The organism is Streptomyces sp. NBC_00038 (assembly GCF_026343635.1).
Taxonomy (GTDB): Bacteria; Actinomycetota; Actinomycetes; order Streptomycetales; family Streptomycetaceae; genus Streptomyces.
Genome location: NZ_JAPELQ010000002.1, coordinates 813,917 through 828,766, shown reverse-complemented (window position 1 = coordinate 828,766; position 14,850 = coordinate 813,917). Strand labels below are relative to the sequence as shown.

At 70.2% G+C, this 14,850-nt stretch carries 13 protein-coding genes; 8 read left to right on the top strand and 5 right to left on the bottom strand.

The annotated features are described in order from the left end of the window. Positions 1-50: 50 nt before the first annotated feature. Together OG219_RS46875 and OG219_RS46870 are read right to left on the bottom strand one after the other, a co-directional pair. Complete coding sequence (locus OG219_RS46875; protein WP_266837737.1) at positions 51-1,298, bottom strand: M20 family metallo-hydrolase; 1,248 nt, start codon at positions 1,296-1,298, stop codon at positions 51-53. 47 nt (positions 1,299-1,345) lie between these two features. Next, the gene (locus OG219_RS46870) at positions 1,346-3,025 is read right to left on the bottom strand and encodes a thiamine pyrophosphate-dependent enzyme (protein WP_266837735.1); all 1,680 of its coding nucleotides are present in this window, start codon (positions 3,023-3,025) and stop codon (positions 1,346-1,348) included. 297 nt (positions 3,026-3,322) lie between these two features. On the opposite strand from OG219_RS46870, the gene OG219_RS46865 reads away from it, so the two are divergent. The 5 genes from OG219_RS46865 (at position 3,323) to OG219_RS46845 (ending at position 8,386) form a co-directional block, all read left to right on the top strand. Further along, positions 3,323-4,687, top strand: coding sequence for an MFS transporter (locus tag OG219_RS46865; RefSeq protein ID WP_266837733.1), 1,365 nt, complete (start codon positions 3,323-3,325; stop codon positions 4,685-4,687). Then, positions 4,684-5,070 carry a RidA family protein gene (locus OG219_RS46860; RefSeq protein WP_266837731.1) on the top strand — a complete coding sequence of 129 codons (387 nt, stop codon included), beginning with the start codon at positions 4,684-4,686 and terminating at the stop codon, positions 5,068-5,070. The genes OG219_RS46865 and OG219_RS46860 overlap by 4 nt, the downstream gene beginning before the upstream one ends. Then, on the top strand, positions 5,067-5,717 hold the full coding sequence (locus tag OG219_RS46855; protein WP_266837729.1) for an RraA family protein: 651 nt from the start codon (positions 5,067-5,069) through the stop codon (positions 5,715-5,717). Before OG219_RS46860 ends, OG219_RS46855 begins: the two co-directional genes overlap by 4 nt. A 33-nt stretch (positions 5,718-5,750) precedes the next feature. Further along, entirely contained in the window at positions 5,751-7,124 is a 1,374-nt protein-coding gene (locus OG219_RS46850) for an NAD-dependent succinate-semialdehyde dehydrogenase (protein WP_266837727.1), read from the top strand. Between the two features lie 95 nt (positions 7,125-7,219). Then, positions 7,220-8,386, top strand: coding sequence for a CdaR family transcriptional regulator (locus OG219_RS46845; RefSeq protein ID WP_266837725.1), 1,167 nt, complete (start codon positions 7,220-7,222; stop codon positions 8,384-8,386). On the opposite strand, the gene OG219_RS46840 is transcribed toward OG219_RS46845, so the two are convergent. The 3 genes from OG219_RS46840 to OG219_RS46830 are packed head-to-tail and all read right to left on the bottom strand — an operon-like array spanning position 8,331 to position 10,766. Then, positions 8,331-8,558 (bottom strand): hypothetical protein, encoded by a 228-nt coding sequence (locus OG219_RS46840; RefSeq protein WP_266837723.1) that lies wholly within the window; start codon positions 8,556-8,558, stop codon positions 8,331-8,333. The genes OG219_RS46845 and OG219_RS46840 overlap by 56 nt on opposite strands. A 53-nt stretch (positions 8,559-8,611) precedes the next feature. Then, complete coding sequence (locus tag OG219_RS46835) at positions 8,612-9,532, bottom strand: sugar phosphate isomerase/epimerase (protein ID WP_266837721.1); 921 nt, start codon at positions 9,530-9,532, stop codon at positions 8,612-8,614. A 40-nt stretch (positions 9,533-9,572) separates the two neighbouring features. Further along, positions 9,573-10,766, bottom strand: coding sequence for a Gfo/Idh/MocA family protein (locus tag OG219_RS46830; protein ID WP_266837719.1), 1,194 nt, complete (start codon positions 10,764-10,766; stop codon positions 9,573-9,575). Positions 10,767-10,927: 161 nt separating this feature from the next. Between OG219_RS46830 and OG219_RS46825 the strand changes: the two genes are divergently transcribed. The 3 genes from OG219_RS46825 to OG219_RS46815 all read left to right on the top strand — a co-directional run bounded on the left by OG219_RS46825 (position 10,928) and on the right by OG219_RS46815 (position 14,841). Then, positions 10,928-12,166, top strand: a complete 1,239-nt coding sequence (locus OG219_RS46825) for an ROK family transcriptional regulator (protein ID WP_266837717.1) — start codon at positions 10,928-10,930, stop codon at positions 12,164-12,166. A gap of 145 nt (positions 12,167-12,311) precedes the next feature. Beyond that, positions 12,312-13,430, top strand: coding sequence for a Gfo/Idh/MocA family protein (locus tag OG219_RS46820; protein ID WP_266837715.1), 1,119 nt, complete (start codon positions 12,312-12,314; stop codon positions 13,428-13,430). 79 nt (positions 13,431-13,509) lie between these two features. Next, positions 13,510-14,841, top strand: coding sequence for a sugar ABC transporter substrate-binding protein (locus OG219_RS46815; RefSeq protein WP_266837713.1), 1,332 nt, complete (start codon positions 13,510-13,512; stop codon positions 14,839-14,841). The last annotated feature ends 9 nt before the right edge of the window (positions 14,842-14,850 follow it).

Below are 14,850 nucleotides of genomic sequence, written 5' to 3'. Positions count from 1 at the left end.
TCGCCCTCCCCGTCCTCAGGGAGAGGCTCAATCCGTTTCTGTCTCTTGGTTCATCGTGTGTCGTCCAGGGCGCCCGACATGAGTCGGTGGACCACCTCGGTCAGCAGATCGGTGCCCGCGCTGATGTCCTGGTCGTTCGTGAACTCGCCCTCGTTGTGGGAGATTCCATCGATGCTGGGCACGAACAGCATGATCGACGGTGCGATGTCCTTCATGTTGACCGAGTCGTGGCCGGCGATGGTCATCATGGTCTGGTGGCTGAGGCCCAGCTTGTCGGCTGTCCGGGCGGCGAGTTCGACGCCGGCCGCAGGGAACGGAGCCACGCCCCAACCGTGGGTCTGGACCTGCTCGATGGTGACCGAGGCGCGCTCCTCGATGCCGGGGATCGACTCGGCCAGGTTCTTGGCCGCCGCGTCGAGAAGGCCTTCGTCGGGCGAGCGCAGATCGACGTGTACGCGGACCTCGCGCGCGACCACGACGGGCGAGTTGGGTTCGATGGTCATCTCGCTGACCGAGGTGTGCAACGGCACGTCCGTGCTCTGCTCGGCCAGTTCGCGCACCGCCACGACGAGGAGCGAGGCACCGAGCAGGGCGTCGCGTCGGTCCGCCATAACCGTGGATCCAGTGTGCGACTGCTCGCCGCGGACCACGACCTGGTACTTGCGTGCCGCCCAGGTGGCGTCCACCAGGCCGATGGTGATCCCCTTGTTCTCCAGGTCGCGGCCCTGCTCGATGTGGATCTCGGCGTACGCCGCCACTTCCGGTCCGGGGTAGTCGCCGATCGTGCCGATCTCGCGGAGGGCGGCCTCGACCGTCGTACCGGCAGGATCGGTTGTGGTGAGGGCGGTGCGGGCCGGCAGCTTCCCCGTGAACACCGCGCTGCCCATCATGCTCGGCTTGAAGCGGGAGCCCTCCTCGTTGAACCAGTTCACCACCGCCACGTTGTACTTCGGTACGGCGTCCGAGTGGTTGTACCGCCGCACGGCCCGGTGCGCGGCGTGCGCCGAGGCCAGGACGCCGTACGCCCCGTCGTATCGGCCGCCGAGAGGCTGGCTGTCCAGGTGGGAGCCGGTGAGGACGTACGGGGCACCGGGCGTGACGGTGAAGAGCCCGAACTGGTTGCCGACGCCGTCGTAGAGGACCTCGGCGCCGCGGGCGGTGAGCCACTGGTGGAGCCAGGCTCGCTGTTCCCCGTCGGCGGGGGTGGCGGCCTGACGGTCGACGCCGCCGGCGGGGGTGGCGCCGAAGGAGGAGAGGGTGGCGAAGTCCGTCAGCAGGGTGTTGTCGGGGGTGCTCATGATCACGTCCTGTCGGTCGGGTTTACGTGTACGGGCGGCTTCGGGGCTTACGCGGCAGTCGCCGGTGCGCGGACCGCCGGGTCCTGGATCAGGTGCAGTACGGCCGGGAGTCCGCTCGCGCGTGCGCGCCGGAACGCCTCGCGGAAGTCGCGGTGCGAGGTCACGGTCTCGCCGTACGCCCCGTACGAGCGGGCCCACGCCGCGAAGTCCGGGTTCGTGAGCCGGGTGCCCGACGGGCGGCCAGGGTAGGCGCCCTCCTGGTGCTCGCGGATCGTCGCGTAGCAGCCGTTGTCGACGACCAGGGCGACGAAGACGGCGCCGTGGCCCACCGCGGTGGCCAGCTCCTGGCCGTTCATCAGGAAGCAGCCGTCGCCCGCGACGGACACGACCTCGCGCCCGGGGAAGACCAGAGACGCGGCGACGGCGGCCGGTATGCCCATGCCCATGGCGCCGTTGCGGGGGGCGACGAGGGAGGCCGGGGTGCGGTGCGGAAGGTGCCGGGCCGGCCAGAGGGCGTGGTTTCCGGCGCCGTAGGTGATGACCGCGTCGGGGGTGAGTTCCTCCCGCAGTACGGCCATGACCGCGGTGAGGTCGACGTAGGCGTCGTCGTCCGAGGTGGTCGGCTCGGGGGCGGGAGCGGCGAAGCGGGCGTGGGCCTCCCTGGCGGCCCCGAACCACGCCACGTCGGCGTCCGGTGACGCGGGCGTGGTGACGAGGTCGAGGACGAAGGACGGTGCGTGGGCCGAGACGAACTGGTCGATGCGGCCGCAGTGGCCCTGTGCGTCGCCGGGGAGGACGAGCACCGTCTCCGAGTCGAGGCCCCGGGTGTATCCGTCGCTGAGTACATCGCCGCGCGGGGCGCCGAGGAAGACCGTGAGGTCCGCCTCGTCCAGCAGTCGGGCCGCGTGGTCGCCGCGGCCGTAGCCGAGCGAGCCCGCGTAGGCGCCGGTGCCTTCGAGGTCGTGGGGGACCGCGTCGTAGGTGCGGAAGTCGGCGAGGACGGGGATCGAGTGCCGGGTTGCCCAGCGCATGAGTTCCTGGCCGCTCTCGGCGGTCCAGCCCTCGCCTCCCACGACGATCAGCGGGCGGCGCGCGTGCTCGAACCGGCGTACCAGTTCCTTGAGTTCGGCCTCGGCGGCGCGGGGCCGGGGCACCGCGAGCGGCCGGACCGGGCGTGAGGGACCCGCGGGCCGGGTGAGGACATCCTCGGGGAGGCCGATCACCACGGGACCCGGCCGACCGCTCCGCGCCACGTGGATGCTCTCGGCCACGACGCGGGCGGTGGCGGTCGGGTCGTCGAGCATCACGACCTTCTTCGCCGTGCTGCCGAACCACCCCGCGAGGTCGAACTCCTGGAACGCCTCCCGGCCGCGGTCGGACACCGGGACGAGCCCGACGAAGAGGAGCAACGGCGTCGCGTCCTGGTACGCGGTGTGCACGGCGATGAAGGCGTTCGCGGCGCCCGGCCCCCGGGTGACCATCGCCACCCCGGGCAGCCCCGTCAGCCTGCCCTCCGCCAGCGCCATGAAGCCCGCGCCGCCCTCGTGCCGGGTCACCACCGTCGAGATCGACGAGTCGTGCAGGCCGTCGAGCACGTCGAGGAAGGACTCGCCGGGAACGCCGTACACCCGCCGAACGCCTTCGCGCTCCAGCTGCGCGACGATCAGATGGCCGGCGGAGAGGGGGCGCTCGGGGGAGGCGGGGGGTTCGGGTGCGACGTTCGCCATCGGAGGTCTGTTCCTTCTCTTGAGGCCGCGGGTGCCCGGCCAGTGTTGCTTTCGGGGGCGGTCGCGGGCACGGGGCAAAGGACCCCGGATACGGGCGCCGCGATGTGCAGATGAACAGGGGTGGGTGCGGGGACCGGGTCCGTAACACGAAGTTTTCATCCAGTCTTCGTGGCGCGACGTGGCGCATTGGTCATGTGCACAGTCGCCGGCTCTCTCCGGTGTGCTTCTGCTTCTTGTCGTCGGAGAAGTCGTCGATGCACGGTTGGCCAACCGCTCAGACCTCAGACCGGAGTCCCCATGACCGCTCACGCTTTCCCGCCGACCCCCGACAGCCGGCTCGACGCGACGAAGATGCGCAGGATCTCCCTCGCCAGCATGGTCGGCACCACGGTCGAGTGGTACGACCTGTTCCTGTTCGGCACCGCCTCCGCGCTGGTGTTCGGCGAGGTGTTCTTCCCCGAGTTCGACGGGGCCGTCGGCACGATCCTGTCGTTCCTGACGTTCGCCTCCGCCTACCTGGCGCGCATGGTGGGCGCCGTGTTCTTCGGTCACTTCGGAGACCGTCTCGGCCGCAAGTCCATGCTGTTGATCTCCCTGACGGCGATGGGCGTGGCCACCTTCTGCATCGGCCTCGTCCCCGGCTACGACACGCTCGGTGTGGCCGCGCCCCTCCTGCTGCTCGGCCTCCGCGTGGTCCAGGGCCTCGCGCTCGGCGGTGAGTGGGGTGGTGCCGTACTGATGACCGTCGAGCACGCACCAGATCACCGGCGTGGATTCTTCGGTTCCATGGTCCAGATCGGCGTGCCGATCGGGACGCTGCTCGCCAACGGGGCGTTCCTGCTGGTCGCCTCCACCACGAGCACCGACGCGCTGTACTCGTGGGGCTGGCGGATCCCCTTCCTGGCCTCGGCGCTCCTCGTCGGGATCGGTGTGTACATCCGCCTCCACATCGAGGAGACGCCGTCCTTCCAGGCGGTCCGGGACGAGGGCGCCAAGGCGAAGATCCCGTTCGTCGCGCTGATGCGCCGGTACTGGCGCCAGGTGCTGCTCGGCGGTGTCGCGACGCTGTCCACCGGGTCAACCTTCACCCTGATGGTGGCCTCCGGCGTCAGCTACGGCACCAACGACCTCGGGCACTCGAAGAACCTGATGCTGTGGGCGGTCATGGTGTCCTGCGGTGTCGCGTTCCTGGCGATCCCGTACTTCGGCCGGCTGTCCGACCGGGTCGGCCGCAAGCCCGTCATCTACGCGGGCATCGCGGCGGAGGCCGTACTCGCGTTCCCGTTCTTCTGGCTCCTCGACACCGGGTCGGCGCCTCTGGTCTTTGTGGCTTACGCGCTGATGATGCTCGCGTTCTCCGCCAACTACGGCCCGATCGCGACCTTCCTCGCCGAGCTGTTCGGCACCCGGGTGCGGTACTCGGGTCTCTCGGTCGCCTACATGCTGTCGGGCCTGCTGGGATCCGCGGCGACGCCCGCCATCACCGCGTGGCTGCTGACGGCCACCGGGAACAGTTCCTCGATCGCCTGGTACGTGCTCGGTGCGGCGACCTTGTCCCTGCTGGCCCTGTTCCTGCTCGCCGAGACCCGGTTCGGGGACATCGACGAGGTGGGAGCGGAGTCCTCCCGGCCCGCCGCGAGCCCGATCGGGGCGGTCGCATGAGTATCACGCGGATCGAGTCGGCGCCGGGCGTCCCCGCCGCCGTAGGCCCCTATGTCCAGGCGACGTCCGCCGGCGGCTTCGTCTTCACCACCGGCCAGATACCCGCCGCCCCGGGCCGGTCGACCGGAACCTTCGAGGACGACGTGCACGCGACGCTGTGCAACCTCGAAGCCGTGCTCCACGCGGCCGGTTCCGACCTCGACCACGTCCTCAAGGTCAACACCTTCCTCAGCTCACCGGACCAACTCGCGCCCTACAACCAGGTCTACGAGACGTTCTTCGCCGGCCGCCGGGCGGCGCGGACAACGGTGTGCGTGGGGCTGTGGGGTGTGTCCCTGGAGATCGACTGCGTCGCGGTGGTCCGGACGGAAGCGGACCGGTGAGCGTCACGGTCCAGGGCCAAGTGGCCCTCGGGCAGGCGGAGTTGCTGGAGCGCCTCCAGCACGTCGACCTCCCGACCCTCGGCCATCTGCTCGAAGACGGCTTCGTCGACCCGGCCGTACGGCGACTGGGGCAACCGCGCCGGATGGCCGGTACGGCCGCGACGCTCGCCCTCGACGTTCCGGACGCCACGGCGGTGAACCGCGCACTCCTCGCACTTCGCCCCGGTGACGTACTCGTCGTCGACATGCGCGGCGACCACACCCACGCGCCGATCGGCGCCGTCACGGTCGCGGCGGCACGAGCGCGTGGGGCCGCGGGCATCCTCGTCGACGGAGTGGTGACCGACGTGGACGCGCTCATGGATCCGCACTTCGGCCTGCCGGTCCACGCCCGCGGCACCACCTGCCTGACCACCAAGCGACTGGACGGCGGCGGAGGGCGGCACCAGGTGCCCGTGGACATCGGCGGTGTCCGTGTCGCGCCGGGGGACATCGTTCTCGGCGACGCCAATGGCGTGATCGCCCTGCCGCCGGTCGCGCTGGCCGCCGTAGTACGGCAGGCGGAGCTGTCGGACGCGGCCGAACCGGAACTCCTCGCGCGGATCCGGGCGGGCGAAGACCTTCGGACGCTGCTCCACCTCGGCTGACCGAGAACCAGACCCCACCAAGGGAAGAAGCACGTGACGGAATACAAGATCGTCGACCCGGCCACGAACACCCTCGTGCGGCGGTATCCGACGTCGGACGACGCCACGGTCGACCGCGCGGTCGAGGCAGCAGCAGCGGAGTTCGCTGCCTGGCGCCGACGCCCGATCAAGGAGCGTGCCGATCTCGTCCTCGCCGTGTCGCGGGAGTTCGAGAAGCGGCGCGAGGAACTGGCCGCGATCATCACTCGTGAGATGGGCAAGACCACCCGTGAGGCACTGGGCGAGGTGGACCTGTCGGCGGCGATCTTCGCGTACTACGCGGAGCACGGCCCCGGCTTCGCCGCGGACCAGCGGCTCGACGTCCGCGGCGGCGACGACGTGGTCGTACGGTCCGAACCACTCGGCGTGCTCCTCGGCGTCATGCCGTGGAACTACCCGTACTACCAAGTCGCCCGCTTCGCGGCGCCCAACCTCGTCCTCGGCAACACCGTCGTCCTCAAGCACGCCCCGAACTGCCCCGAGTCGGCCCAGGCGATCGAGGACATGATGCGGGCGGCCGGACTGCCGGCCGGTGCGTACGTCAACGTGTACGCCACCAACGAACAGGTCGCCCGCGTGATTGCGGACCCTCGGGTCCAGGGCGTCTCGCTCACGGGCTCGGAGCGTGCTGGGCGGGCGGTGGGCGAGGTCGCGGGCCGCCACCTCAAGAAGTACGTCCTCGAGCTCGGCGGTTCCGACCCCTTCGTCGTCCTGCCCGACGCCGACCTGAACGCCGCTGTCGCTGCGGCCGTCGAGGGCCGGATGGGCAACGCGGGCCAGGCGTGCACCGCCTCGAAGCGGTTCATCGTGGTCGACTCCGCCTACGACCGTTTCCTGGGCGCCTTCACCGACGCCGTGCGGGCCCTGACCGTCGGGGACCCCACCGCCGACGGCGTCTCCTTCGGTCCCCTCTCCTCCGAGGAGGCCGCCCGGACGCTGATCGGACAGGTGGACGACGCGGTGGCCAAGGGCGCGACAGTGATGACCGGCGGCAAGCGGCCCGCCCGCGAGGGCGCCTTCGTCGAACCGACCATCCTCACCGCTGTCACCCCCGGCATGCGCGCGTACCGGGAGGAGATCTTCGGCCCGGTCGCGGTCGTGCACCGCGTCCCCGACACCGCAGCCGCGATCCGCCTCGCCAACGACACGCCGTACGGCCTGGGCAGTGTCGTGTTCGGCCGCGACCTCGACGCGGCGAAGGCGGTCGCCGACGCGCTCGATGTCGGCATGGTCTCGATCAACGGCCCCTCCGGCACCCAGGAGGACCTTCCCTTCGGCGGGATCAAGCTCTCCGGTGTGGGGCGGGAGCTGGGCGCGTACGGCATGAGCGAGTTCGTCAACCGGAAGGTCATCCGCGTACGGGGATGAGCCCGTTGATGCCGGGCGGGGCGGACAAGGCCAGGATGGACCACATGCACACTCCGCCTTCACCCTCGGCCCTGCCTCCGCCGGACCCTCATGTCGTGGCTCTGGCACGCCAGTGCCTGGAGGAGATCGACAGCCTGGTCGACGAGTGGGCCGAGTACGTGGGGCCGCTGCGTGCCTCCTACTCGGACCTGGTCTCCCCGCAGGAGTTCCGTGACAGTGCCTGGCAGGCGTTCGAGGTCCTGCTGCGCACCGTCGCCCGACTGCCGGTGCCGGAACACATCGCCGACGTCTCCGAACGGGTCGGCGAACAGCGCGCCCGGCAGGGCGTTCCACTGGACGCGCTGCTGCAGGCCGCTCGCGTGGACTTTCGGGTCGTGTGGGCCGCCCTGGTGCGGCGCGCGGGTGACGAGGGCAAGGCGCAGTTGGTCAACTCCGCCTACTACGTGTGGGAGGCGGTCGAGCACCACGTCACCGGCATCATGACCGCCTATCAGCGCACCGTGCTGGAGATGGGCCGGCGGACGGAGGACGAGCGGCGGCTGTGGTTCAGCCGGCTCCTCGACAGCGACGGCCGTAATCCCACCGTGGTGCAGGACGCCGCGCGGGCGCTCGGGTTTCAGGTGTCCGGGCGTTTCCTGTGTGCGGTCACACCCGGAGGCGGCGAAGCGTCGCTGCGCGGAGTCGCGAACGCGCTTCGTGGCCTCGGTGCCCCGCTGCAACAGCAGGCGGTCGCCTCGGACATGGTCCTGGTCGTCCAATTGAGTCCCCGACTGACCCGGGACGCGGTGCTGACCCAGCTTCAGGGAACGCCGTGCGGTGTCTCCTCCGAGGTGACAGGGCTGACCGAGCTGCCCCGCGCGGTGACCCTGGCGACGGCGACGGCCCGCGTGCTGCCGCCCGACGCCGGCGAACCCCACCGCCTGGAGGACAGCTGGCTCGACGTCCTGGTCCACCGGGCCGGGGACCTCGGCCGGGATCTCGCGGCCGACGTGTTCGGCGGGCTGCACGCCGGGGCTCCCGCGGCGGAGGCGGACCGGCTGCTGGAGACGGTCCAGGTTCACCTGTCGGGCAGCGGCTCCGTCGCCGACACGGCCGCCGTCCTGTACTGCCACCGCAACACGATCCAGCAACGCCTCAACCGCTTCGCCGAACTCACCGGACGGGACCCCAGACGCCCCGAGGACGCGGCCCTGGTGGTCCTGGCCCTCAGCGCGCATCGCCTGGAAAGGGTGTCATTCGGTGAGCCACGGGTCGGTCCGTGAGGAAGCCTCCGTTGCCGCGCCACGTCGTCACGCAGCCGGCGATGTCCGCGTCGAGCAACACCATGTCGATGCCCGCCAGTTCCGCACCGCGCAGTCCGGCGGGGAACTCCGCGTCCAGGTGCTCCTGCCACAGACGGCTGACGACGGCCTCGCGCTTGCTCTCCCCGTTCACGGAGGCCATCCTCCTTCACGCGGCCCTGTCCTGTCGGTGCGTCGCGCGGTCGCCTACTCACCGATGAGCGGTCGCAGTGTCCGGTGGGCGATGCGCAGCCCCTGCTTCACCTTGTCCTCGGTGCCGGACCAGACGGGGTCCTCGTGTTCCACGGAGACGGTGCCGGTGTAGCCGAGCTCGTGGAAGCGGTCGACGACACGGCGCCAGTCCACCTCGCCCAGGCCGGGTACCCGGTAGCGCCACCAGCCCGTCTCCCAGGGGTTGTTGCCTTTGTGGACGGTGCCGAAGAAGCCGAAACGGTCGCGCTTGCCGGGGAAGAGTTCCACGTCCTTGGCCTGGGTGTGGACGATCCGGTCGATGTACGGCTCGATAGTCGTGAGCGGGTCGACGCCGATCCATGTCAGGTGCGAGGGATCCCAGTTGAGGTAGAAGCCGAGCCCGAACATCCACTCCCACAGCTCGGGGGAGTAGGCGAGGTTGCCCGGATAGCCGTCCGGATGCCAGCCCTCCATCACACAGTTCTCGATCACGATCTTGACGCCGCGATCCGCCGCGTAGGAGACCAGCTCGGGGAGGATCTTCTCGCCCTCGCGCAGGTTCTCCACGACGGAGAGCCCCGGATCGCGTCCGATGAACGTGCCGACCGACTCCACGCCCAGCCGTGCCGCCACGTCGATCACATGCCGGAGATGGGCCCTGATCGCCTCCCGGGTCGCGGGGTCGGGGTGCAGGTTGTTCTCGTAGTAGGCCAGGGAGCTGATCTCCAGGCCGGTGCGGCGCAGGAGTTCGCGGGTCGCGTCCTCGTCGGCCTCCGAGAAGGTCGCCACGGGGAGGTGTGAGGCCTCGAAGTCGCGGCCGCCGGTGTTCGGCCACACCGCGACTTCGAGGGTCTGGTAGCCCTCGGCGGCGGCCCAGTCGGCGATCTCGTCGAGCGACAGGGAAGGGAGGCAGGCTGTCAAGAAACCGAGCTTCATGGCGCGGGTCCTTCGCTTCGGTGAGTGAGAGGGATGGGGGTCAGCCGGGGACCGTGGTCCACGCGCGCCGGTCCGCCGAGGCCAGGACGGCGTCGACGAGGCGGGCGGACCGTACACCGTCGATCACGGTGGGCAGGCCCTCCGGGGACTCGCCGCGCAGGGCCGCGTAGGTGTCCCTGACGAAGTTCTCGAAGCACTCCAGGTAGCCCTGGGCGTGTCCGGCGGGTACGAGCGAGAGCCGGGCCGCCTCACGGGAGTTGGACGCCGGATCGCGGACCACTGTCTCGGTACGGTTCCCGTAGCCGAGCCACAGGGACTCGGGCAGCTCCTGGTCGAAGACGGCGCTGGCGTCCGCGCCGTCGAGTTCGAACCACAGCCGGTTCTTCCGGCCGGCCGAGACCTGCGAGACGGTCGCGGACACCAGGACCCCGTCCGTCGTCCGCCCGAGCACTCCGACCGCGTCCTCCGTGGTGACCGGAACGCGTACGGCGTCGGTGAGCGACCCGCCGGAGAACGTCGGGCCCCCGACATCGGGCCGTTCGGCCACCGTCGTCGCGGTCTCGGCGAGCACCTCGGCGATCCGGACCCCGGCCACCCACTCCACCAGGTCGAACCAGTGCGAGCCGATATCGGCGAAGGCCCGCGACGGGCCGCCGACCGTGGGGTCCACCCGCCAGCTGGTGCTCCCGGGGGAGAGCAGCCAGTCCTGGAGGTACGAACCGTGCAGCAGCTGCCAGGGGCCGAAGTCGCCGGCCGAGACCCGGGCCCGCAACTCACGGACCATGGGGTGATAGCGGTAGACGAACGGCACGGTGGCGATCCTGCCCGAGGCCACGGCGGTGTCGGCGAGCAGTTGGGCGTCGGCCGCCGAGGTGGCGATCGGCTTCTCGCAGATGACGTGCTTGCCGGCGATCAGCGCGTCGCGGGCCTGGGCGACATGGAGGTGGTTGGGCGTGCAGATGTGGACCACGTCGACACGGTCGTCGTTCAGGACGGCGTCGACGTCCGGATAGGCGACGTCGACCTGCCAGTCGCGGGCCGCCGCCCGGCTCCGCTCGGGTGAGGAGGCCAGGACGCCGACCACGTCGGCGCCGGCCGCGCGTGCGCTGCGGACATGGACTCCGGCGATCATTCCCGCGCCGAGCACGGCGACCCGTGGACGCGGGATACGTGGACGTCGTGCGTGAGTTTCGGTGACGCGTGGGGTGTGCGTATGCCCAGTCGGGGCAGCCATGCAAGATCCTTTCGGCAATTGCCGTACGGGAACTCGCTGTTCCGGCCTCATCCGCGGCCAACAATAAGAGCTCGACTTCTTTCGGGAAAGCCCTTTGATTATTGTCGTTTCTGGAATATTAATCGTCCGTTGGTGTCGTCGGCCTCACCAGGGGAGCGAATGTGGCAGCACGACTGGGCGCACCGGGCACCGGCTCGCGCCGTCACTCCGACGCGGTCCGCAGCCAGATCGCCCGGCTGGTCGCGGCGGGCGAGGCGTCCCACCGCCTCGACCTGTCCCGGCTCACCGGACTCTCACGGTCCTCGATCCACACCCACGTACAGGATCTGGTGGACGCGGGCCTGTTGCACGGAGAGGACGCCGGCGGCGGAGGAAGAGGCCGGCCGGCGCTGCGGCTCAGCCTCGCGGGTGACGCGGGCGTCGTGCTCATCGCCGACCTCGCCCCCTTCTCGACACGCTGCGTGGTGACCGACCTGACCCAGCAGGTGCTCGCCGACGTGGACTCCCCCTGGCAACTGTCCGAAGGTCCGGAGCCCACCGTGGCCCTTCTGGTGGAGCAGTTCGCCGACCTGCTCGAACTGGCGAAGGTGCCGGCGGACCGGCCCCGCGTCCTGGTCGTCGGACTACCGGGCCCGGTGGACGTGGCACGGGGCATGGCCGTCCGCCCGCCGATCATGCCGGGCTGGGACGGCTTCCCGGTGGCTGATCGGCTCGCGGGCCTGCTCAACTGCCCCGTCCTGGTGGACAACGACGTCAACCTCATGGCGCTCGGTGAGGCACGGACGGTGCCGCCCGAGCAGTTGCCCCTGCTGTTCGTGACCGTCGGCGCCGGTATCGGCGCCGGGTTCGTCCTCGCCGACGGGACGCTGCACCGGGGCGCCGACGGCGCGGCCGGAGACATCGGGCACATCCGTGTCCCCGGCGCCGATGAGGTGGTGTGCCGGTGCGGAAAGGCCGGCTGCGTCGAGGCGGTGGCGTCCACCGCGGCACTCGCACGAGGCCTCACGCCGACCGGTGAACCGCCCCTCGGCATGGCGGAGGACGGTGCCGCGATGCGGGACTTCGTGGCACAGCTGCGCGACGGCCTGCCGGACGCACTGCACGCGGTGCGGGCTGCCGGGGCCGCGCTGGGCGAGGTGATCGCCCTGTGCATCCACATGCTGAACCCGCGTCATGTCGTCGTCGGCGGCGAGGTCGTCGAAGCCAGCGACGACCTGCTGTCCGCGGTGCGCGCCGTGGTGTACCGGCACGCCCTACCGCTGGCCACCCGCGAACTGTCCATCACCCGCAGCGACTTGGGGCGGGACGCGTCGGTGGTGGGGGCGATGGTGCTCGGCATCGAGCAGCTGCTCTCGCCGACCGGGATCGGGCGCTTCCTGGGGCCGCGCGTTACTTCATGAAGTGAGGTGACGGCAGGGCGGTCCGTTCAGCGGACCAGCGTTCTTTACCGCCTCCCACCGCCGCCGCTAATTTCCATCGCGTCTCGCACGTCCGGTCTCATCCACCGGCGGACTCGCTCCGCTCGACCGAGACTTGGGAGACACGGTGAACAAACCCACCCCTCGTGCACGCATCGGCGTCGTCGGTGCCGGCATGGTCTTCGACGCCTACGCCCGGGGCCTCGCCTGGTACGGCGATCTGCCCATCACCAGGATTGCCGACATCGACGTCGGCAAAGCCCGCGCCAAGGCCGAACTCCACGGCATCCCCGCCTACGGCACGCCCGGGGAGCTCTACGCGGACCCGGACGTCGACGTCGTCGTCAACATCACGCCACCTACTGCCCATTGGGAGGTGACACGGGACGCGCTCGCCGCGGGCAAGCACGTGTACAGCGAGAAGCCCCTCGCCGCGACGGTCGCACTGGCCGGCGAGAACCTGGCACAGGCACGTGCCGCCGGTCGCGTCCTCGCCGGTGCGCCCGACACGTTCCTCGGCACGGCCGGCCAGACGGCACGCGCGGCCCTCGACAGCGGCCTGATCGGCACGCCCTTCGCCGCGACCTCTTTCGTCCGCTCGTCCAAGGTCGAGGCCAAGCATCCCAACCCCGGCTTCTTCTTCCAGCCCGGTGGCGGACCGACGCTCGACTGGGGCCCCTACCATGTGGCGGCCCTGGTCAACCTGCTCGGGCCCGTCGCCGAGGTAGTCGGGACCAGCACGATCCCGAGCCCCCGGATCACCGTGACCGCCCCGGACCGCGTCGTCGACGAGGTCGAGGTCACCGTCCCCACGACCACCGCCTCGATCCTGCGCACGGTCTCCGGCGCGATCGTCACCACCCTCTACAGCTTCGACATCTGGGACATGACACTGCCCCACATCGAGGTGTACGGCACCGAGGGCACCCTGAACATCCCCGACCCGAACCGCCACGACGCCCCGGTTCTCATCAAGCGCCGTACGGACGCGGACTGGTCCGAACTCCCCTCGGTCATCCCGCCCACCCGCGCCGCCGAAGCAGGCCCCTTCCGCGGCCACGGCGTGAACGACCTCGTCGAGTCCCTGCGCGGTGCACCGCTGCGCGTCCCGGGCGAGTTCGCGCTGCACGTCCTTGAAGTGCTGGAGGCGATCGAGCAGTCGACGTTCGCCGGCGGAGTCCGGGCGATCACCAGCCAGGCCGTGCGGCCCGCGGCCGCGGCCCTCCCGCAGTCCGTCTCCGTCTGAGTCCCCTCCGGCCCCGCACGCCGGCACCGATCCCGCAAAACCCTCTGAACCAATCGTGCGTGACGTGAAAGGAATCCCCATGCAGCGCAGAACCCGTGCAGTCGCGCTCGCGGCTGCCGCGATGCTGGCAGGCGCAGGTGTCACAGCGTGCGGCGGCGGCTCAGGCTCCGCCTCCGGTGACAAGACCATCACCTACTGGGCGACCAACCAGAGCACCAGCCTCGACGCGGACAAGAAGATCCTCCAGCCGGAGATCGACAAGTTCACTCAACAGACCGGTGTAAAGGTCAAGTTGGAGGTTATCCCCTCGGCGGACCTGCTCAATCGCATCCTCGCGGCGACGACCAGCGGCAAGGGCCCTGACGTACTGAACATCGGCAATACCTGGTCCGCGTCACTCCAGGCGACCGGCGCCTTCGTCGGCTGGGACAAGGAGCTGATGGCCAAGGTCGGCGGCGAATCCCGGTTCCTGCCAACGGCGTTGAAGTCCACCGGCGCCACCGGCCAGGACCCGGCGAGTCTGCCGCTCTACACCAGTGCGTACGAGCTCTTCTACAACAAGAAGCTGTTCAAGGCGGCGAACATCAGCTCGCCGCCGAAGACCTGGAGCGAGTTCGTCTCCGACGCGCGCAAGCTCACCAAGGACACCGACAGCGACGGCAAGACCGACCAGTGGGGCCTTGGCCTGCAGGGCGCATCGTCCTCGTTCGCCGCGCACTTCGCGTTCATTCTCGGCACCCAGCACGGAGCCAAGGTCTTCGACGGCCACACCCCGAAGTTCGACGACGCGGGCATGGTCGACGGAATCGACCAGTGGCTGTCCTGGATCGGCAAGGACGGCATCGTCAACCCGTCCGACGCCGAGACCACCGACAAAGTCGCTCTCCTGAAGAACTTCGCCTCCGGCAAGGCCGGGATGATCCTCGCCCAGTCGTCGACCGGCCTGACTCTGGGCCAGTACAAGATGACGACGGGCGACTACGGAGTCGTCCCGGTGCCGGCCCAGGACTCGCCGGCCGCGGGCGCCAAGGACATCGGTTCGTTCGTCGGCGGGATCAACGTGGCGATCTTCAAGAACACCGGGAACCTCGACGGGGCCACCCAGTTCGTGAAGTTCCTGACCAGCGCCAAGGAGCAGGTGATCCTCAACAAGGTCTACGGGACGCTGCCCTCGGTCACGGACGCCAAGGACCCGGCGTTCGACACCCCGACGTTGGCCGTGGCCCGCGAAACCCTCACCTCCCGGTCCGTACCGCTTCCGCAGATCGCCGAGGAAGCGCAGTTCGAGACCCTGGTCGGCCAGGCGATGAGCTCCTTCGCCGCACAGACCGCGACCGGAAAGCAGCCCGGCAAGGCCGAGATCAAGAGCGAGATGGCCGCGGCGAACCAGAAGCTCGAAGCGGGCAGCTAGGAGCGGGAC

What these genes read in the sequence shown, in the direction of transcription:
- OG219_RS46875 (WP_266837737.1), bottom strand. Translation starts at nt 1,298, where the DNA reads ATGAGCACCCCCGACAACACCCTGCTGACGGACTTCGCCACCCTCTCC.
- OG219_RS46870 (WP_266837735.1), bottom strand. Translation starts at nt 3,025, where the DNA reads ATGGCGAACGTCGCACCCGAACCCCCCGCCTCCCCCGAGCGCCCCCTC.
- OG219_RS46865 (WP_266837733.1), top strand. Translation starts at nt 3,323, where the DNA reads ATGACCGCTCACGCTTTCCCGCCGACCCCCGACAGCCGGCTCGACGCG.
- OG219_RS46860 (WP_266837731.1), top strand. Translation starts at nt 4,684, where the DNA reads ATGAGTATCACGCGGATCGAGTCGGCGCCGGGCGTCCCCGCCGCCGTA.
- OG219_RS46835 (WP_266837721.1), bottom strand. Translation starts at nt 9,532, where the DNA reads ATGAAGCTCGGTTTCTTGACAGCCTGCCTCCCTTCCCTGTCGCTCGAC.
- OG219_RS46830 (WP_266837719.1), bottom strand. Translation starts at nt 10,766, where the DNA reads ATGGCTGCCCCGACTGGGCATACGCACACCCCACGCGTCACCGAAACT.
- OG219_RS46815 (WP_266837713.1), top strand. Translation starts at nt 13,510, where the DNA reads ATGCAGCGCAGAACCCGTGCAGTCGCGCTCGCGGCTGCCGCGATGCTG.